This is a genomic window from Micromonospora sp. NPDC007271 (assembly GCF_040634005.1).
Taxonomy (GTDB): domain Bacteria; phylum Actinomycetota; class Actinomycetes; order Mycobacteriales; family Micromonosporaceae; genus Micromonospora.
Genome location: NZ_JBEYER010000082.1, coordinates 1 through 19,627, shown reverse-complemented (window position 1 = coordinate 19,627; position 19,627 = coordinate 1). Strand labels below are relative to the sequence as shown.

Below are 19,627 nucleotides of genomic sequence, written 5' to 3'. Positions count from 1 at the left end.
TCACCCTCGATGTCGAGGTGGTCGGCTCCGGGGCGGGCCGGCCACCTGCGGGGCCCAGTAGGACGGAGCGACATGGGCGGACGGATTCTGGTCGCCGAGGACGACGGCAAGCAGGCCAACCTGATTCGCCTCTACCTGGAGCGGGAGGGGCACACCGTGCTGGTGGTCGGCGACGGGCGGAGTGCCCTCGACCAGGCCCGGGCCCGCCGTCCGGATCTGGTGATCCTCGACGTGATGATGCCGGGTGTCGCCGGGCTCGACGTGTGCCGGATCCTGCGTGCCGAGTCGGACGTGGCCATCCTGCTGCTGACCGCCCGCACCACGGAGGACGACGTCCTGCTCGGCCTCGACGTCGGTGCCGACGACTACATCACCAAGCCGTACAGCCCGCGCGAGCTCACCGCCCGGGTGCGGGCCCTCCTGCGGCGGGCCGGCGTCGTCAACGCCGGAGGCCAGGCGGTGCTGCGGGTGGGGGACCTGGAGGTCGATCCGGGCAGATTCGAGGTACGGGTGGCCGGCCGGCCGGTCACGCTGACCGCCAAGGAGTTCGGCATTCTCGAGGTGCTCGCCGCGGAGCCGGGGCGGGTGTTCACCCGGGCCCAGATCATCGATCGGGCGTTCGGCTTCGACCACTTCGTGCTGGAGCGCACGGTCGACGCCCACGTCATGAACCTTCGCCGCAAGATCGAGGCCGATCCCGCGGCGCCCCGCTTCGTGCAGACCGTCTTCGGTCGCGGCTACCGGCTCGCCGCCGCGGTGCCGGTCCCGACCGACGCCGGCGGCCCGGCGGTTCGCCGGCCGTGAGTTTCCGGTTGCGACTGCTGCTGGTGCTCGTCCTCGTCGCGGTGACCGCCACCGTGGCGACCGCCTGGCTGACCCTGCGCCAGGCGTCCCAGCAGGTCCTGGACTCGGCGGCGGCGGATCAGACGCAGGTCGACCTGGTCACCGACCAGTTGACCCGGTACGGCCAGGAGCACGGCACGTGGGCCGGGGTGGTCGATCTGGTACGGGACCTGCGCACCCGGACCGGCCAGCGGATCCACGTGGTGACCGAGTCCGGGGTGGTGCTGGTCGACACCGACACCGAGGAAGGCCGCCCGGTCCGCCCGCTCGGCAGCAGCAGCGCGATCGCCGATCCCCGGCCGACGCTGCCATCCACCGCCGTCGGATCCGACGCCGAGAAGGTCACCAGGGCGATCGCCGGCTACCGCCGCGCCGCCCGGTACGCGGCCTGCCTGACCGCCAGGGGAGTCTCGCTGGACCGGTCGTCCGGCTACCTCGGCCTGCCGCAGTTCGTCCCCGCCGCGCAGGGGCTACCGGACCACAACGAAGACCTGGCGGAGTGCAAGAACGCCGCCACCCTCGCATCCGCCGCGGACGGGGCGGAAGCGAGCCGGCAGGTGCGGGCCTGCCTCGCGGACACGGCCGGCGAGGTCAGGATCAGAGACCCCCTCGCGCCGATCACCGACGTTGGTCCACCTCTCCCGCCGGCGAGCAAGGAGGAGCAGCAACGCTGCCTGGCGAGCGCGTTCATGGAGGGCGTCCGTGACGTGACGCCGGTACCGGTCCGGGTCTACTTCGGCGCCCGCGGCGAGGTGGCCCGCCCGCTGGCGACCGGTCCGCTGCTCGCCGCCGCCGGTGGCGTGGCGCTCGTGGTCATCCTGGGCACCGCCCTGTTGAGTCATCGGGTGCTGCGTCCCATCCGGACCGTGACCACCGTGGCCCGGCACCTCGGGCGAGGCGAGCTGAGCAGCCGGGTTCCGGTGCACGGCAACGACGAGTTGGCCACCCTCGGCCGCTCGTTCAACCGGATGGCCGACTCACTGCAACGCGGCGAGGAACGACAACGGCGGCTCGTCGCCGACGTGGCCCACGAACTCCGTACCCCCCTGGCCAACCTGCGCGGCTACCTCGAAGCACTCGCCGACGGCGTGATCGCCCCCGATCCCGAACTGTTCGCCTCGCTGCACGAGGAGGCCGTGCTCCAGCAGCGGATCGTCGAGGATCTGCAGGACCTGGCGCTCGCCGAGGCGGGGACACTGGCCTACCACCGGGTGGCGGTCGACGTGGCCGAACTGCTGGAGACCTGTCGGACGGCGCACCGCGCGCGGGCCGAGGCCGCCGGGGTGAAGTTGACCGTCCACGTCGACCCGGCGGCCCGGCCGGACGTCCCGCCCGGGACTGCCGGGCCGCCGCTGGTGAGCGGCGACCCGGACCGGCTGCGGCAGGTGCTCGGCAATCTGATCACGAACGCGGTGCGGGCGACAGCGCCCGGCGGCAGCATCTCGCTGCAGGCCACCCGGACCGACACCGCCGCCCTGATCCGGGTCACCGACACCGGCACCGGGATCGAACCCTGGGCGCTGCCGCACATCTTCGACCGGTTCTGGCGGGCGGACCCGGCCCGCGGCCGGCACACCGGCGGGGGTGGGCTCGGCCTCGCGATCGCCCGGCAGATCGTCACCGATCACGGCGGCACGATCACGGCCGCCAGCCAGGTCGGCGTCGGCACCGCCTTCACCATCACCCTGCCCGTCCTCGAATGACCGGGCATCCGGGCGTCGGCGGGGCGGGAGGCAGAACCGGGCCGGCAGGGCGACGAGCCCCGGTGCGGGCGACGGTGGCCGTCGGTGATCATCCGGGCGGGCTGGTAGCGAAACGGCGTGAAGCGGTCGATACCGGACGAGCCGGAGTCCCGACCGCCCGCGTGAGCGATCTCCAGGCGGGTACACCCCAGGACCAGCGCGTCGTCCAGCGACGCGGGGTCACGACCCGGCGCGGGGGCGGCCCCGCACGCTCCAGCGGCGGCCGGCGGACGCCGAGGCCGCCCCGCCCACCTCCGCCCCGAGGAGACCCTCATGCCCGCGAAGCGCCGCACGTCACTGGGGGTCGGACTGCGTCGCCGCCTGGTGCGCTCCGACCATTCCGGCAGCACCGCGCCCGCGCAGGGCACTCCCGTCACCGCCCCCGACCCGCCGGCCAGCCGGCTCGTCGACAGCGCCGTCTACACCCACGGCCACCGGTACGCCTCCCCCCGCAGCCTGGCGGAGACCTACCAGTGCCTGCACGAGCAGGACAACGCGATGGCCTGGATCGGCCTCTACCGGCCCGACGCCGCCCAGATCGCCTCGCTGGCCCAGGAGTTCAAGCTGCACGACCTGGCCGTCGAGGACGCCATCACCGCGCACCAGCGGCCCAAACTGGAACGCTACGGCGAGACGCTCTTCGTCGTGCTACGCGCCGCCCGCTACGTCGACTCGATCGAGGAGGTCGAGTTCAGCGAGTTGCACCTGTTCATCGGCCACGGGTTCGTCATCACCGTCCGACACGGCGAGGCGCCTGATCTCGCCGCCGTGCGGCGGCGCATGGAAGCCGACCCGCAGATGCTCGCCCGCGGCCCCGAGGCCGTCCTGTACGCGATCCTCGACCAGGTCGTCGACGGCTACGCCCCGGTCGTCGCCGGGCTGGAGAACGACATCGACGAGATCGAGACCGAGGTCTTCGGCGGCGACCCGAAGGTCAGCCGCCGAAGCTACGAACTCATCCGTGAGGTCATCGAGTTCCAGCGCGCCGCCCGCCCCCTGCTCGGCGTGCTCACCGCCCTGAGCGCCGGCTTCGCCAAGTACGGCACCGAGGAGGAACTGCAGCGCTACCTACGTGACGTGGCGGACCACCTCACCCAGGTCGTGGAGCGCGTCGACGGGTTTCGCCACCTGCTGCAGAACATCCTCACCGTCAACGCCACCCTCGTCTCGCAACAGCAGAACGAGGAGATGCGCAGCCTCACCGCCGCCAGCTACGAACAGAACGAGGAGATCAAGAAGATCTCCTCGTGGGCCGCCATCCTGTTCGCCCCCACCCTCATCGGCACCGTGTACGGCATGAACTTCGAGCACATGCCGGAGCTGAAATGGCATTACGGCTACCTTTTCGCCATCGTCCTGATGGCGCTGGTCTGCACCGGTCTCTACCTGATCTTCAAACGCCGCAACTGGCTCTGAGCCATCCGAAACTCGTGGACCCGTGGCTGGCGCACGGGTCGCCGCCGTGCCAGCCGTTCGCCCGATTGCGTCCGGTGGCCTCGGTCCGCATTCTCAGGGCAGTTGGTGGTGGCGGTTCATCGGGGAGTCTGAGATGGGCAGTGGCGTCATTCTGGGCATCGCCGGCGGACTGTTCTGCCTCCTCGTGGTGGTGCTGGTCGGCTGGGCGCTGGCCGCGTACAACCGCCTCGTCCGCCAGCGCAACCAGGTGCAGGCATCCTGGGCACAGATCGACGTCCAGCTCAAGCGACGGCATGACCTGATTCCCAACCTGGTGGAGACGGTCAAGGGCTACGCGGCACACGAGCGCGGCACGCTGGAGGCGGTGGTCGCCGCCCGTACCGGCGCGATCGAGGCCGCCGGGACGCCCGCGGTCGCCGACCGTGCGGCCGCCGAGAACGTCCTCACCCAGGCGCTCGGCCGGCTCTTCGCGCTCGCCGAGGCGTATCCCGACCTGAAGGCCAACCAGAACTTCGCAGCGCTGCAGGGCGAGTTGGCGAACACCGAGGACAAGATCGCCTACGCCCGGCAGTTCTACAACAGCGCCGTCCAGACGTTCAACACCAGCGTGCAGTCCATTCCCACCAACATCATCGCGGGCATCGGCGGATTCCGGGCGATGGACTTCTTCGCGGCCCCGGACGGCGAGCGCGCCCCCGTCCAGGTGCGCTTCTGACGGGCGGGCGCGGCGATGGACCGGCGGCTGCTCCTCGACCTGGCGGTGGGCGCGGCCGCGATCGCCGGCTGGTTCCTCCTGTACGGCATGGTGCGACTGGCCACCCGGCCGGCCAGCCCGGCGCCCGCACCGGCCACCCCGGAACTCGGGGCCGAGCCGCCCGCGGTGGTCAGCCTGCTGGTCAACCGCTGGTCGGTCACCGAGGACGCGGCCGAGTCGACGCTGCTCGACCTGGCCGCCCGCGGCTTCATCGAGCTGCGTCAGCCGGGCAACGATCCGATGCAGACCACCCTGCATCTGCCCCCGGCGCCGCCCGACGACGGCGGGCTGCGGCCGTACGAGCGCCGGGTGCTCGACCGGGTACGCGGGCTCGCGGTGCACGCGGTGGTACCGCTGACCGCGCTGACCTTTCGCGACCAGGCGCAGGCCAGGGCGTGGAACAAGCGGTTGCGCGCGCAGGTCGTCGCGGATGCCCGACGGGCCGGGCTGTCCCGGCGGCGCTTCGGTCCGGCGGTGACCACCCTCCTGGTCGCCGCCGCGATGGTCGCCGGCGTGGGCGTCGGCCTCGCCGTCCTGCACTACGGCATCTGGCACCAGGAGGAAGACAACGTCGGCTTCGCCGCCGGCATCGTCACGTCCGCCGCGCTCAGCGCGCTCGCCGGGGCGTCGCCCGGCGAGCGCGACACGGCGCTCGGCCGCCAGGTGGCGTCCCGGTGGCTCGGTGTCCGGGCCTGGCTGCGCGGGCACGAGCAGTTCGACGAGCTGCCGCCGGCCGCGGTGGCGGTCTGGGACCGGTACCTGGGCTACGGCGCGGCCGTCGGCGCCACCCGGCTGTCCAGTGCCGTCCTCGACCTCGGCCTGGGCGACCGGACGCGGGTCTGGTCCTCGTTCGGCGGCACGTGGCACCGGGTGCGGGTACGGTACCCGCGCTTCCTTCCGCGCTACGGGCGAACCCTGCCGGGGCTGCTGCTGCGCGCGGTGATCAGCATCGCGGTCGGCGCGTTCCTGCTGAAGGTGGTCGGCGGCGCCGTCGATCTCGCACCGTCCACGACCGATCAGGTGGAGCGGGTGCTCGCCGTCGCGGTCGACGGCATCGCCGCCCTGGCGCTGCTGCTGCTGATCTCCGGCGGCTACACGCTGGTGCGGGGCCTCGCCGACCTCGCGGCCGAGCGCACCATCACCGGCGAGGTGCTGTGGCTTGAGGTCTGGCGCTCGACCGCCCGGCGCGACAACCAGCCGTCCCAGCCCATACTGCATCACCTCGCCGTGGACGACGGCACCGGTGACCGCACCACCGCCTGGGTGCTGCCCAGCCAGTGGGCGACCGACTGCCGTGACGGCGACACCGTGACGGTCCGGGTGCGGCCCTGGACCCGGCGGGTGATCAGCCTGTCGGTGGTCGGCCAGGGCCGGTCGCGACGGTTGACGGAATCGCCCGTGGTCGACGACACCGACGACCTGCCGGCGTCGGGACGCGGCGGAACGACCGAGCCTGCGGGGCCCGCCGCGCGCCCGGTGGGGCTCTTCACGCCAGAGGAAGTGGGGCAGGCACTGGGCCTGCCGGTCCGGGCCGCCGAGGGGCTTGAGCTGCCCGGCCCCCTGAGCGGTGCCCAGTTCCGGTCGGCCGCCGACGGCCAGCCCGTCCTGATGATCCAGGCGGTGGACGGGGCGCCGGGCCGGTGGATCTGGCGGCTCAACGCCCGGGGGCAGGAGCTGCCCGGCATCGGCGACGGGGCGTTCGTGTCCGCGTCCGGCGAGCAGGCCGTGCTGCGGGTCGGCGACAGCACGGTGGCGGTGACGCTCGTCGGCGCCGCCCGCGGTCGGGCCGCCCACCTGCCGTGGCTGCTGGCCCAGGCTGCCGCGCGGGTGTCGGCCGGGCACGACGGGGCGAGCGCCTGACCAGAGCCGAGGCCGGCTCGACCGGGCCGGACCCGGGCCTTCGGGCGAATCGGAGGTAGCACTGATCCGTGCTCGGGGGAGAGCGACCTACGCTTGTGGAAATCCGTCATGGCTTCCCGGGCTCAAGGAGAAATGATGCGGCAGGCTGCTCGCGGGTCGGGGCCGGGCCACCGCGACGGCACGGAGTACGTTCGACAATTGCCGGCGGCGGGGTCGCCGGCCGCGCCATCGCTGCGGAATGACGCCGACTTCGTGCTTGAATTCAAGCAGGGAAACATCTGGGACAGGCAATCGCCCGAGGTCCGAATGCTGGTGAACGCCGCATTCACCTTTGGACCGGATGACGAGGACCAGTGACAGGTAGCGTGCGTTGCGGAACCTCCTGCCGTGACCATCGGCACGGGTGGTCCTGACATGCTCGGGGTTCTCGGTCCGCTCGAGGCGGCCGTGCGGGACGGGCGGTACGACGACGCCCTGCGCCATCTCGCGGCCGTGCCGGCGGACGTGCCGTTGCCGGCGGCGCTGGCCTGGCGTCTCGGCGTACTGCTGCATCAGCAGGGGCGGTTCGACGCGGCCGAAGCCTGCTACCAACGCGCGGTTCTCGACGCCGCGGACCAGCATCAGCCGTCGGTGCTGGCGGACCAGGCCCAGGTCCTCGCCGGCCGGGCGGCGACCCGCTGGGCGACGGGCGACCAGGCGCAGGCCCGGGAGCTCGCCGAGGGGGCGGTCCGCGTCGCGGAGCGGAGCGGGGACGATTCCGCGGTGGCGGCGGCGTACGTGGCGCAGGCGCTGGTCGCGTTCAGCGACGGCGACCGGGCCGACAACGAGCACGCGTACGCCCGGGCGCTCGCGGCGGCCGAACGAGCCGGCGACTTCGGCCAGCAACTCCGGATCCGGTGCAACATCGGCTCCCGGCTGGTGGAGGAGGGGCGCTACCGACCGGCCGTCGAGGAACTGGGTGAGGCGGTCCGGCTCGGCGAACTGGTCGGGCACCAGACACTCCTCGCGCTGGCACTGCACAACCGGGCGGAGGCCTGGCTGGGGCTGGGTGAGCTGCGCCGCGCGCGCAGCGACGCGGACGAGGCGCTGACCCGGTGGCAGCGGGCCGGATCGCCGCTGGCGGCCTTCGGGTTGACGCTGACCGCCCGGGTGCACCGGGTGCGCGGCGCGACCCGGCAGGCGGTGGCCGCCTACCAGGCGGCGCTGGCCATGGCGGAGCCGGATGGCAACGCCCAGGTGCTGGTCGAGGCGTGCGCGGGGCTCGCGCGGATCAGCTACGCCGACAATCCGGTGGCGGCAGCGCAGTACGCCGAGCGGGCCCTGTCCCTGCCCAGCGCCGCCGGGCCCACCGTTGCCGAGCTGGCCGCCGGCTGGGTCGCGCTCTGCTCCGGTGACCCGCAGGCCGCGCTCCGGTACGGCGAGCACGTGCGCGTGGAGGCCGGCCGCCGCCGGGACGCCGCCGCCCTGGCCGAGGCCATGGAACTCGCCGCGCTCGCCGCCCACCAGGCCAGCCCCGAGGCGACGGCGACCCGGGGGATGCGCCGGCTGCTCGCCGGCCTGGTCGAAGCCGCGGCGATCTGGGCGGAACTCGGCAACGAGTTCGCGCTGGCCACCAACGCCCTGCTGCAGGCGCGGCTGGCCGGCGACCGGGCGGGTGAGGAGCTCGCGCACGAACGGCTGAACCAGATCGGCGTACAGGAAGGCGCCTGGCAGGTCGCCGGCCCGCTGGCGGCGATCGGGCCGACGCCGGTCCCCGAGGTCGAGGTGCAGACGCTGGGCCATTTCACCGTACGGCTGGCCGGGGTGCCCGTGCCGGTGGGCAGCTGGCAGTCCCGCAAGGCGCGGGACCTGCTCAAGATGGTGGCCGGGCAGCTCGGGAAGCCGGTCGCCCGCGAGGCCCTGGCCGGCGCGCTGTGGCCGGACGCCCGAACCGAGGTGGCGCTGCGCCGCCTGTCGGTCCTGATCTCGACCGTACGGGGCGTACTCGATCCGGCTCGGCAGCATCCGGCCGACCGCTACCTCGCGACCGACCCGGCCACCGTGCGTCTCAACCCGGCGCACGTCGCCGTGGACGCGCTGCGCTTCTACGAGGCGGCCCGCGCGGCCATCGCGGCGGACGGCGCGAGCACGTCGCCGGCCCCACCGAACGGCAGCCCGGGCCGGGGGAGTGGCGCGGCCGCCGAGGGTGACGCCCTCGCCGACGGCGAGGTACGGCTGCTGCGCCGCCTGGAGGCGGTGGTGGCCATGTACGCGGGCGACTTCTGCGACGACGGCGAGAACGTCGGGGACTGGGTGCGGCGGCCCCGGGCGGTCCTGGCCGACCTGCACCGCGAAGCGATCCACCGGCTGGCGAGGCGGTGGCTGAGTCTGGGGCGCACCGAGGCGGCGATCGGCTGGTACCTGCGGCTCACCGCCGAGGACAGCTACGACGAGCCGGCCCACCTCGGGCTGATCCGCGCGTTGTCGGCCGCCGGCCGGCACGGCGAGGCCAGCCGCCGCTACCAGGAGTACGTCGCGCGGATGGGCGAGATCGATGTCGAGCCCGCCGCGTTCTCGTCACTGAGCGGGACGCGCCGACCCGCCTGAACAATTCCTGAACAGCCCCCGAAACCCGCCGATCAGACTGCTCGAGAGGACGGAATGCGGGCCGTGCCGCCGGCAACAGGTTCCGCACGGGCCGCGGCCGTCGGCGAGGTCGGACGTATGCGAGGCACTCAGCTCGCTCTCGTCAGAGGGGGATCGATGACACGGATTCGGGGAGGCGTTGCCGCACTGGCGGTCGGGCTCCTGTTGGCGGGCTGCGGGCCCGACGACTCGGCACCGGCGGCGGGCGGTGGCAGCTCGGCCGGCACCGCGGGTGCCACCAGCCAGGCCGACGGCGGAGGCGCCACCAGCCAGGCCGACGACGGGGCGGGCCAGGGCAAGCCGGGTGGCGGCGGCCGCTGGTGTGACGCGGTGAAGGCGTTCACCGACTCGACGGACCCGTTGTTCGGGCAGGGCGGGGGCGGCACGAAGGCCGATGCGGACCGGGCCCGGGCCCGGCTCAAGGACCTGAAGGCGGCGGCGCCGGCCGAGATCAGGACCCAGGTGATGACGGTCAGCGAGTTCTACGCCGCGGTCATCGACGCCGCGGGCAAGAGCATGGCCGAGGATCCCTCGGCCTACGCCCGCATCGGGTCGACCGCCGGAAAACTCAAGACGGCGATGCCGCCGGTGTCGGACTACACCGTGAAGAACTGCCCTGGGCTCGACAAACAGCTGCCGGTGGAGGCGTCGTGACCGGGCGGTCGAGGCTGGGCCGGTGGCTGCTCGTGGCACCGGCCACGGTGCTGCTGCTCGTGACGTCGGCATGTGGACGATCGGAGGAGAAGGCGCCGCCGGCGGGTGCCGACCGCGGCACGTCGGTGACGACTCCGGCGGATCCTGCCGAGGACGCCCCCTCCGCCGCCCCGGCGGAGAAGCCGGCACCGCAGGCGTGTGACCTGGTGACCGATCAGGAGGCCGCCGCGCTGGCCCGCCTGAAGCTCGACCCGCACCGGGCCGGGGAGCAGAGCTGCACCTGGACGGCACCGGTCAGCGGTCCGACCGGGCAGGTGGAGGTCTACGTCGGTGACGGCGCGAAGAAGATGCTCGACATCGAGCGCCAGCTCGGGCACGAACTGGAGACCCTGTCCGGCGTCGGCGACGAGGCGTACCTGGACGGGCAGACGAACGAGGTCTTCGTGCAGAAGGCAGGCGTGTGGGCCGCGATCCGTCTGGTCCTGCTCAACGATCCGAAGGAGAACCGGGAGCCGCTGGTGAAGCTGGTCCGGGTGGTGGCCGGTCGGCTGTGAGCGGGTCGGGGGCGAACATGCGTGTGTGCAGGCGGATGACGGCCGGGCTGCTCGTGGTCGTGCTGGCCACCGGGTGCGGAAGGATCGATCTCGGCGACGATGCCGCGACCGACAACCGGTACGGGTACGGCCCGAAGCCGGACAAGTCGGTGGTCTACCAGCCGGATGTCGTGCTCGTGGACGGCGGCAGCCGGGCCGTTCGGTCGGTGCGTGGGGACGGCTTCACCTACGTGATCGACGGCAAGGCCCGGGGGATCAAGGACGTCGCGCCCGGGAAGATCATGTTCGTCACGAGCGAGGCGGTCGGCCGGGTGGTGAAGGTCGAGCGGTCGGGCGGCGACAAGGCGGTCACCCTGGCCCCGGTGCGGCTGACCGACGTGGTGCGGGACGGCCATTTCACCTTCGACCAACCGCTCGACGTCGCGGCGCAGAGCTTCAGCCGGCTTCCTGACCTGCTCGGTGAGGTCGTCGACGGGGGGCCGGCCGGGACGACACCGGTCGTGCCGGACGCCGCGCAGGCGACCGGACTGGGGGTGAACGCGATCGGCGCGGGCGATGTTCGGTTCGCCGTGCCGCCGATCGTCCTCGCCCCGGCGCGGGAGCCGGGATCGCAGGGCGCCAAGAGCATGAAGCAGAAGATCGGCGACTGGGACGTCGAGGCGTACAAGGACAAGTCGAAGCTGGGGTTGACCGCCTCGCACTCGACCGCCGTGCAACGGTTGAAGGTCGACTTCGACATCCAACTGCTGCTGCGGAACCTGCGCGCGTGGGGCGACATCCGGGTGACCAACGGCGTGATCCCCAACCCGCAGTTCCGCATCGACGGGGTCGAGGGCCTCGCCATCACCATCGCCGCGGGAGCGGAGGGTGGGCTGGAGGACAACAAGAAGGCGAAGATCGAGTTGCCCATCGAGGTGAAGCAGCCGATCATCATCGGTGGGTTTCCGGCGACCCTCACCGAGACCTTCAAGTTCCTCGTCACCACGGGCTTCTCGGCGAAGAACGGCAACATCCGGGCCACCGGCAAGTGGGGGCTCAGCGGGCCGATCGGATATGTCCAGTCGGCCGTCCTGACGCCCACCTTCTCCGTGCAGAAGAGCATCGTGCAGTCCATCCGCGGCGTTTCGATCGGCGTCGAGGGGCTCGTCGTGGCCGCGGAGTTCCGTTTCGGATTCATGCTCGGCCTGCCGGTCGCGGGCGCCGGGCCGTTCGTCGGCATCGTGGCCTCGGTCGGGGTGACCAACGGCTCGGCGGCCGGCCGGGTGGGCCTGCCGCTGCCGGTGGGGCCGGGGGTGAAATGCCGGGGGTCCACCCTCGTCCTGACCGTACGGGCCGGTGAGGGCATCAGCGTGTCGGCGCCGCTGACCAAGGCGATCGAGCACGTGCTCAAGATCAGCATTCCCAAGGAGGCCGACTTCATCAAGAAGGACATCGTCAACCGGACCGTCGTGGAGCCCGACGTGCCGCTGTGCCGGGACTGACCCGCCGGCACCGCTGCTCGCTGCTGACCCGCCGGCAGAACGGCGCCGGGTCCGAGCCGGACCCGGCGCCGTCGGGTTCGACGATCAGCTGGAGATGTTCCGGACGGTGTTGTACAGGTCCGCCACCTGGTTGCCGTAGTACGGCGAGTACATGTACTGCGGGAGGGTGTTGTACTTGAAGTCGTTGTGCCCGTTGAGGTAGCCCCAGTTGCCGTCGAACGACATCAGCCAGCCGCCGCCGGAGGAGCCACCGGTCATGTAGTTGGTCATGTAGATGGTGTTGCCGCCGCCGTTGTAGGTGGGGCCGTTCTCCGCGGTGAGCACCTCACCGTTGAACGGGGATGCGGCGGGGTAACCGAAGGCGTAGACGTACTGCCCGATCGGGTAGTTCCAGGCGATCCCCTGGCCGCCGAGGTAGTCGGCGATCCGCGAACCGTTGCTGCGCGCCATCACCGCCGACCCGACGTCGTTCGCGAAGTCGTTGTTGTTGTTGAACCACGCCGTGGTGGTCCAGAGCTGGGTGGCGTACCAGTAGCCGTAGGGGGCCGAACCGTTGTTGTAGTTCGGGACGAAGGTCCAGTTGGTTGCCCACGCCCGGTTGCCGGTGAGGCAGTGACCCGCGGTCCACACCTCGGACTTGCCCTCGCTGTTCACCACCGTTGCCGAGCAGACGTAGTTGCCGCCGTTGAGGGTGAAGTAGACCTTGCCGGAGGTGCGGGCCACCGGGTGGCCGACCGGGTAGTTGGGGTAGTAGGCCTGGGGCGACACGTCGGGCGAGGCGGTGGCGGGCCCGTTCGCCTTCGGCTCGACGGCGGGCGCCGCCGGCGCCACGCTGCCGGACGGCCCCTGCGGACGGGTGGCGCTCGTCGCCGGGCCTCCGGCGCCGCCCCGGCTGGCCAGCGCCGCCTTCACCGCGGGGATCTCGGTGTCGGGCTTGGCCGCCTTCATCCGCGCCGGGGTCCAGTACGCTGCCAGGGCCCGCTGCCGGGCGTCGGTGCCGTCACCCGCGGCGCTACCGGCCACCTCCGGGCTGAGCTGCGCGGTGCTTCCGATGACAGCGCTGGTCGACGGGGCGAGGGTGGCCGGGGCGGCGCTGGCGGTGCCCGCCGTGGCCAGCGTCGCCGCGGTCATCACCGCGACGGCGGCCAGGCCACGTAGCAGTCTCGTGGACATGTTCCCTACCTTTCGGCTAGCGGTTCGGGAGCCCCCAATACTGCCCGCGTCTCCATTTACGCTCATCACTCAAGCGCCAGTTCGGCAGATGGAGAGAAACGAGGCCTAAGGCATTGACCTTTATAAATGAAAACAAGTGGCGTCGGTCCTGTGTCGACGACGAACCCGCAGACCCTGCGGCCGTCGGCCGGAGGGGCCGGACGGTCGGTTCAGCCGCCGTTGGTCGGCCGGTGGACACGCGGCCGGCGGGCCGGCGCGGCGGCGTTGGTCACCCCACTCACCGCCGCCAGGAACTTCGGACCCATCGCGGCCCGGGCCTGTACGGCCGGATGCGTGGCACCGAAGTTGCCGGCGTCCGCCTGCCCGTCGGCGAACAGCACGTACGTCAGGACCGGTGCGCCGGCCCGGTCGAAGATGATCCCCGCTTCGTGCCGGGCGTCAGCGAACCAGCCCGCCTTGGTCGCGATCCGGGCCCGCTCGTCGGATGACATGGTGCGGCGGATGCCGTCGGTGAAGGCGATCGGGGACCGCAGCGAGTTGATCAGGAAGGTCGTGGAGGCGGGGGAGAGCAGGGTGCCGGCGACCAGCGACTGCAACAGGTCGTGGGTCTCCCGCGCCGTGCTGGTGCCGAGGAAGAAGCGATTCGGGTTGGCGACCGGTTCGACCTGGGTGTTGGGGAAGCCCTTGGCGACGAGGATCTGGTTGAGCTCGGCGGCGGGGCAGACCAGCCCGCAGAGCCGGACGGCGGTGTCGTCCGAGATCGTCAGCAGCGCGGCGAGCGCATGCCCCAGCGTCACCGAGCTCGGGTAGGCGTTGTCGAGACCGAAGATGCCGTCGCCGCCGGGCACGACGATCGCCCCGGTGACCTCCACCCGCTGGTCCAGGGACAGCAGGCCCCGGTCGACCTTGTCCAGCACCGCCACGGCCACGGCGATCTTGTTGACGCTGTAGGCCTCGACCACCGTGTCGGCCCTCTCCTGCACCGCCGCCTGCGGGGCGCCGCCGGCACCGGCGACGCTGACGTACGAGTACCAGTTCCCGCCGGCCCGGGTCTTCTCCCGCTGATAGGCCTCCGCGACCCGGCCTGCCGGTGAGCCGGCTGCCTCGCGGTGCGAGGCGCCCCTGGGCGCGGCGCCCGGGGCCGCCAGGGCCGGGCTCGCCGCGCCGAGTACGGCACCGGCGGTGGCCACCGTGCCGAGTCCCAGCGCGGTCCTACGATTCACCTTGCTCGCCACGTCGTCATCTCCACAGGTCAAGGCCGAAGCGTCAGTGGGCACCGGCGAGGCGGGGCGACCCCCACCCGTCAACCGTTCCGTCCGGCCACCATAGGTGAACTCGACCCGTCCCGACGTCCCCGTCGAACGGCCACCCGGTGCCACGGGAGAGCAGGATCGGGCTGTCGACATCGGCCGGGTGGCGGGGCGACCAACCGTCCAGCCGAGTGTGTGCCAGGGAAAATCCGCTCTATCATCGCTCAACTCAAGATCGGGTGACCCCCTCACCCTCTTTCGAAAGGCCCGGAATGCACTCCAGGTTGGGCAGACGATCCCTCATCGTCACCACAGCGACCAGTCTCGTCGCGGCGTTCGGTGCGTTCCTCGCCCCGAACGCGGCGGCGGCCGACGGTCCCCACCTCAGCTACGTGGTCAACGCCGTGGACGGGGCCCGGACGGCGGACGCCGCCGCGGCGGTCGCCGAAGCCGGCGGCCAGGTGATGGTCTCGTACGCGCAGATCGGCGTGGTCATCGCCCGCTCCACCGACCCCGCCTTCACGCAGAAGGTCAAGACCGTCGCGCACGGCGGCGCCGTCCACTCCGCCGGAGCGACCCGGACCGCCGCTCTGCCCGCCATGGCCGAGGAGACGGAGGAAGCCGACGCGTACGCGCCGGACGCGCTGGAGAACGCGACCCGGCAGAGCGACATGATCCTCATCGGCGCCCGCGCGGCCCACGAGGTAAGCCTGGGCAGCTCCACGGTCACCGTCGGCGTGCTGGACGACGGCATCGACGCCAACCACCAGGACCTCGCCCCGGTGGTGGATCAGTCGAAGTCGGTGAACTGCGTCGGCACCGGTGCTCCGGACACCACGCCGGGCGCCTGGCGGCCCACCAGCCTCACCGCCGACTACCACGGCACCCACGTGGCCGGGACCATCGCCTCGGCGAAGAACGGCGTCGGCATCGTCGGCGTCGCGCCCGGCGTGAAGCTGGCCGCCATCAAGGTCGTCAACTCCGACGGCTTCATCTACCCGGAGTACGCGATCTGCGGCTTCGTCTGGGCGGCCGAGCACGGCATCCAGGTCACGAACAACAGCTACTACATCGACCCGTGGCTGTACTGGTGTGAGAGCCAGGCCGATCAGGCTCCGGTTGTCGAGGCGGTCCGGCGCGCGGTGGACTACACCACCGAGAAGGGGATTCTCAACGTCGCCGCGGCGGGCAACGAGAACCAGGACCTCGCCAACAAGACGGTCGACACCACCAGCCCGGACGACACCCGGCCGGTCCGGCGTACCCTCGACCCGAGCTGCCTCGACCTGCCGGCGGAGCTGCCCAACGTGGTGTCGGTGTCGTCGACCACCCAGCCCACCGCCCCCGCGAGCGCGGTCGGACCGTGGTACCCGGGCCTGACCACGCAGCCGGCGCGCTCGTCGTTCTCCAGCTTCGGGCTCGGGGTCGTGGACGTGGCCGCTCCCGGTTCCAGCATCTACTCCACGTCGCCGTCGACCGGGGTGGCCAGCTACCGGACGCTGTCCGGCACCTCGATGGCCTCGCCGCACGTCGCCGGCGTCGCCGCGCTGCTGGTGTCGAAGCACCCGGGGGCCACGCCCGACTACATCGCGGAGCTGCTGCGCAAGCAGGCCATCCCGCTCGCCTGCCCCACCTCCGGCACCGACTACACCCAGGGCCGGTGCAAGGTCGACCCGAACAACCCGAAGGTCAACGGCTTCTTCGGGTACGGCCTGGTCAACGCCTACCGGGCGGTCACCGAGGACGAGGACGTGACGCCGCCGACGGTCAAGGTCACCGGGGTCGGCCAGGGCCAGCAGATCACCCTCGGCACGTCGGTGACTCCGGGCTGCTCGACCACCGACGGCGACAGCGGCGTGGCCGCCCCCGCCGCCCTGTCCGTCACCGGCGGACCGAGCGTCGGGTACTTCACCGCCACCTGCATTGGCGGCCGGGACCGTGCCGGCAACACCGCCGCCCCGGTCAGCGTCACCTACCAGGTGGTGTACGACTGGCAGACCTTCGGTGCGCCGGTCAGCGTCGACAAGGTCAACGCCGTCAAGGCCGGCAGCGCCGTCCCGGTGAAGTTCGGCCTCGGTGGTGACCAGGGTCTCGGCGTCCTCGCAGCGGGCTCTCCCAAGCTGCGGGCGACGGCGTGCGACACGTCGGCCACGCAGGACGTGGACGTGCAGGCGGTCAGCGCGGGCGCGAGCACCCTGACGTACGACCCGGTCAGCAAGCAGTACCAGTACGTCTGGAAGACGGACAAGTCGCTGGCAAACACCTGCGGGCGCCTGGACGTCACGCTGATCGACGGCACCACCCACTCGGCGAACTTCCTGTTCAGGTAAGACTCGCCGAGACGACGGGCGGCCCGGGGCATCATGTCCCGGGCCGCCACTGCTGTGCGCTGCCTACTGTGACTGGATCTGAATCCAGGGTGATCCGTCGCCCATAATCTTGACTGATTCCAGAAAATGGGCCAGACTTCGGACGTGGCCACGACCCTGGACTTCCAGCAGATGCTGCGCGGGGCCGCGTTGCGCGTCACCCGTCCCCGGGTGGCCGTCCTCAGCGCGGTGCTCGCGCATCCGCACGCCGACACGGACTCGATCATCCGCGCCGTGCGGAGGAACCTTCCCGACGTGTCCCACCAGGCCGTGTACGACGTGCTGCGCGCGCTGACCGCCGCCGGGCTGGTCCGGCGCATCCAGCCGCCCGGCTCCGTGGCCCGCTACGAGTCGCGGGTCGGCGACAACCATCACCACGTCGTGTGCCGATCGTGCGGTCGCATCGACGACGTCGACTGCGCGGTCGGTGCGGCGCCGTGCCTGACCGCGTCCGACGACCACGGCTTCTCGATCGACGAGGCCGAGGTCGTCTACCGGGGCCTGTGTCCCGGCTGTTCCACCGCAGGCATCTCCTGAGTCCCTGATCCGCCAAGTCACGGAAGGAAGTCGATGTCCGAGAACCATGATGCCGTTGTCCATGACGCGAGCGCGGGGAGCGAGTCCCGCTGCCCGGTCCCGCACGGGCGTTCCCCCCACCCGACCCAGGGCGGCGGCAACCGCGGCTGGTGGCCGAACCAGCTCAACCTGAAGATCCTCGCCAAGAACCCCGTGGTGGCCAATCCCCTCGGCGCGGAGTTCAACTACGCCGAGGCGTTCAAGTCCCTCGACCTCGCCGCCGTGAAGCAGGACATCGCGGAGGTCCTGACCACCTCGCAGGACTGGTGGCCGGCGGACTTCGGCCACTACGGCCCGTTCATGATCCGGATGGCGTGGCACAGCGCGGGCACCTACCGCATCAGCGACGGTCGCGGTGGCGCCGGCGCCGGGCAGCAGCGCTTCGCGCCGCTCAACAGCTGGCCGGACAACGGGAACCTCGACAAGGCTCGCCGTCTGCTGTGGCCGGTCAAGAAGAAGTACGGCCAGAAGCTCTCGTGGGCCGACCTCATGATCCTCGCCGGCAACGTCGCCCTGGAGTCGATGGGCTTCCAGACCTTCGGCTTCGCCGGTGGCCGCGAGGACGTCTGGGAGCCCGATGAGGACGTCTACTGGGGCCCCGAGACGGAGTGGCTCGGCGACGCGCGCTACTCCGGTGACCGGGAGCTGGAGAACCCGCTCGCGGCGGTCCAGATGGGTCTCATCTACGTCAACCCGGAGGGCCCGAACGGCAACCCGGACCCGGTCGCCGCGGCCCGGGACATCCGCGAGACGTTCCGCCGGATGGCGATGAACGACGAGGAGACCGTGGCGCTGATCGCCGGCGGTCACACCTTCGGCAAGACCCACGGCGCGGGCACCACCGATCACGTCGGCCCCGAGCCGGAGGGCGCGCCGCTCGAGGAGCAGGGCCTGGGCTGGAAGAACAGCTTCGGCACCGGCAAGGGCGGGGACACCATCACCAGCGGGCTCGAGGTCACCTGGACCTATCACCCGACCCGGTGGGACAACGAGTTCTTCCACATCCTCTTCGCCTACGAGTGGGAACTGATGCAGTCGCCGGCCGGCGCGCACCAGTGGCGCCCCAAGAACGGCGCGGGCGCCGACATGGTGCCGGAGGCGCACGATTCGACGAAGCGCCGCGAGCCGCGGATGCTCACCACGGACCTCGCGCTCCGGTTCGACCCGATCTACGAGCAGATCTCCCGGCGTTTCCTGGCGCACCCGGAGGAGTTCGCGGACGCCTTCGCCCGGGCGTGGTTCAAGCTGACCCACCGCGACATGGGGCCGGTCGCCCGCTACCTCGGCCCGGAGGTCCCGGCCGAGACGCTGATCTGGCAGGATCCGGTCCCGCCGGTGACGCACGAGTTGGTCGACGCCGAAGACGTCGCGACCCTCAAGGCGCAGATCGTCGCCACGGGCCTGGCGGTCTCCCAGTTGGTCTCCACCGCGTGGGCGTCGGCGTCGACGTTCCGGGGTAGCGACAAGCGCGGCGGTGCCAACGGCGCGCGGATCCGCCTCGAGCCGCAGAACGGCTGGGAGGTGAACAACCCCGACGAGCTGGCGACGGTGCTGCACACCCTGGAGAAGATCCAGGAGGCGTTCAACGCCGCCCAGACCGGCGGCAAGCGGATCTCGCTCGCCGACCTGATCGTCCTCGCCGGTGGCGTGGGCGTCGAGCAGGCCGCCCGCACCGCCGGCTACGCCGTCGAGGTCCCCTTCACGCCGGGGCGTACGGACGCGTCGCAGGAGCAGACCGACGTGGAGTCGTTCGCCGCGCTCGAGCCGACCGCGGACGGGTTCCGCAACTACCTCGGCAAGGGGCACCGCCTGCCGGCGGAGTTCCTCCTGGTCGACAAGGCGAACCTGCTGAACCTGAGCGCGCCCGAGATGACGGTCCTCGTCGGCGGTCTGCGCGTTCTGGGCGCGAACCACCAGCAGTCGCCGCTGGGCGTCCTCACCACGACCCCCGGGTCGCTGACCAACGACTTCTTCGTCAACCTGCTCGACCTGGGCACGACGTGGAAGCCGACCGCCGGGGACGCGAACACCTTCGAGGGTCGGGACGCCGCCACCGGCGAGGTCAGGTGGACCGGCAGCCGCGTCGACCTGGTCTTCGGCTCGAACTCGGAGCTGCGCGCGCTGGCCGAGGTCTACGCCAGCGACGACGCGAAGGAGAAGTTCGTGCACGACTTCGTCGCGGCGTGGGTCAAGGTCATGAACCTCGACCGGTTCGACCTCGCCTGATCCTGACGTCCGGGCCGGCCCTGGAGGGCCCTGGCGCGGCCAGAGCCGACTTGACGTCCCGGTGCACGATCCCGGCGAGGTGGGCGGCGTGCAGCGCGTGCCCG

At 71.8% G+C, this 19,627-nt stretch carries 15 protein-coding genes; 13 read left to right on the top strand and 2 right to left on the bottom strand.

The window, feature by feature from the left end:
* The first annotated feature begins 72 nt into the window (after positions 1-72).
* From ABZ570_RS25260 to ABZ570_RS25215, 10 genes are all read left to right on the top strand, one after another.
* A complete protein-coding gene (locus tag ABZ570_RS25260) occupies positions 73-804 on the top strand; it encodes a response regulator transcription factor (RefSeq protein WP_358068423.1) in 732 nt (243 codons plus the stop codon).
* Positions 801-2,546, top strand: a complete 1,746-nt coding sequence (locus ABZ570_RS25255) for an ATP-binding protein (RefSeq protein ID WP_358068420.1) — start codon at positions 801-803, stop codon at positions 2,544-2,546. The genes ABZ570_RS25260 and ABZ570_RS25255 overlap by 4 nt, the downstream gene beginning before the upstream one ends.
* A 312-nt stretch (positions 2,547-2,858) precedes the next feature.
* Positions 2,859-4,001, top strand: coding sequence for a magnesium/cobalt transporter CorA (gene corA, locus ABZ570_RS25250; RefSeq protein ID WP_358068417.1), 1,143 nt, complete (start codon positions 2,859-2,861; stop codon positions 3,999-4,001).
* Between the two features lie 133 nt (positions 4,002-4,134).
* On the top strand, positions 4,135-4,716 hold the full coding sequence (locus tag ABZ570_RS25245) for a LemA family protein (RefSeq protein WP_358068414.1): 582 nt from the start codon (positions 4,135-4,137) through the stop codon (positions 4,714-4,716).
* 15 nt (positions 4,717-4,731) lie between these two features.
* The gene (locus ABZ570_RS25240; RefSeq protein WP_358068411.1) at positions 4,732-6,615 is read left to right on the top strand and encodes a hypothetical protein; all 1,884 of its coding nucleotides are present in this window, start codon (positions 4,732-4,734) and stop codon (positions 6,613-6,615) included.
* A 135-nt stretch (positions 6,616-6,750) separates the two neighbouring features.
* Positions 6,751-6,972, top strand: a complete 222-nt coding sequence (locus ABZ570_RS25235; protein WP_358068408.1) for a hypothetical protein — start codon at positions 6,751-6,753, stop codon at positions 6,970-6,972.
* Between the two features lie 30 nt (positions 6,973-7,002).
* The gene (locus ABZ570_RS25230; RefSeq protein ID WP_358068405.1) at positions 7,003-9,201 is read left to right on the top strand and encodes a BTAD domain-containing putative transcriptional regulator; all 2,199 of its coding nucleotides are present in this window, start codon (positions 7,003-7,005) and stop codon (positions 9,199-9,201) included.
* Positions 9,202-9,357: 156 nt separating this feature from the next.
* Positions 9,358-9,894, top strand: coding sequence for a hypothetical protein (locus tag ABZ570_RS25225; RefSeq protein ID WP_358068402.1), 537 nt, complete (start codon positions 9,358-9,360; stop codon positions 9,892-9,894).
* Positions 9,891-10,448: a hypothetical protein gene (locus ABZ570_RS25220; RefSeq protein ID WP_358068399.1), complete on the top strand. Its 558-nt coding sequence runs from the start codon at positions 9,891-9,893 to the stop codon at positions 10,446-10,448. The genes ABZ570_RS25225 and ABZ570_RS25220 overlap by 4 nt, the downstream gene beginning before the upstream one ends.
* Before the next feature lie 17 nt (positions 10,449-10,465).
* Positions 10,466-11,929 (top strand): hypothetical protein, encoded by a 1,464-nt coding sequence (locus ABZ570_RS25215; RefSeq protein ID WP_358068396.1) that lies wholly within the window; start codon positions 10,466-10,468, stop codon positions 11,927-11,929.
* An 84-nt stretch (positions 11,930-12,013) separates the two neighbouring features.
* Here the strand turns inward: ABZ570_RS25215 and ABZ570_RS25210 are convergent, their stop codons facing one another.
* Together ABZ570_RS25210 and ABZ570_RS25205 are read right to left on the bottom strand one after the other, a co-directional pair.
* Positions 12,014-13,102 carry a hypothetical protein gene (locus ABZ570_RS25210; RefSeq protein WP_358068393.1) on the bottom strand — a complete coding sequence of 363 codons (1,089 nt, stop codon included), beginning with the start codon at positions 13,100-13,102 and terminating at the stop codon, positions 12,014-12,016.
* A 209-nt stretch (positions 13,103-13,311) separates the two neighbouring features.
* On the bottom strand, positions 13,312-14,325 hold the full coding sequence (locus tag ABZ570_RS25205; protein WP_358068389.1) for a serine hydrolase: 1,014 nt from the start codon (positions 14,323-14,325) through the stop codon (positions 13,312-13,314).
* A 311-nt stretch (positions 14,326-14,636) separates the two neighbouring features.
* On the opposite strand from ABZ570_RS25205, the gene ABZ570_RS25200 reads away from it, so the two are divergent.
* The 3 genes from ABZ570_RS25200 to katG all read left to right on the top strand — a co-directional run bounded on the left by ABZ570_RS25200 (position 14,637) and on the right by katG (position 19,523).
* Positions 14,637-16,682 (top strand): S8 family serine peptidase, encoded by a 2,046-nt coding sequence (locus tag ABZ570_RS25200; protein ID WP_358068386.1) that lies wholly within the window; start codon positions 14,637-14,639, stop codon positions 16,680-16,682.
* 171 nt (positions 16,683-16,853) lie between these two features.
* On the top strand, positions 16,854-17,258 hold the full coding sequence (locus ABZ570_RS25195; protein ID WP_358068452.1) for a Fur family transcriptional regulator: 405 nt from the start codon (positions 16,854-16,856) through the stop codon (positions 17,256-17,258).
* A 33-nt stretch (positions 17,259-17,291) separates the two neighbouring features.
* A complete protein-coding gene (gene katG, locus ABZ570_RS25190; RefSeq protein WP_358068383.1) occupies positions 17,292-19,523 on the top strand; it encodes a catalase/peroxidase HPI in 2,232 nt (743 codons plus the stop codon).
* Positions 19,524-19,627 lie beyond the last annotated feature (104 nt).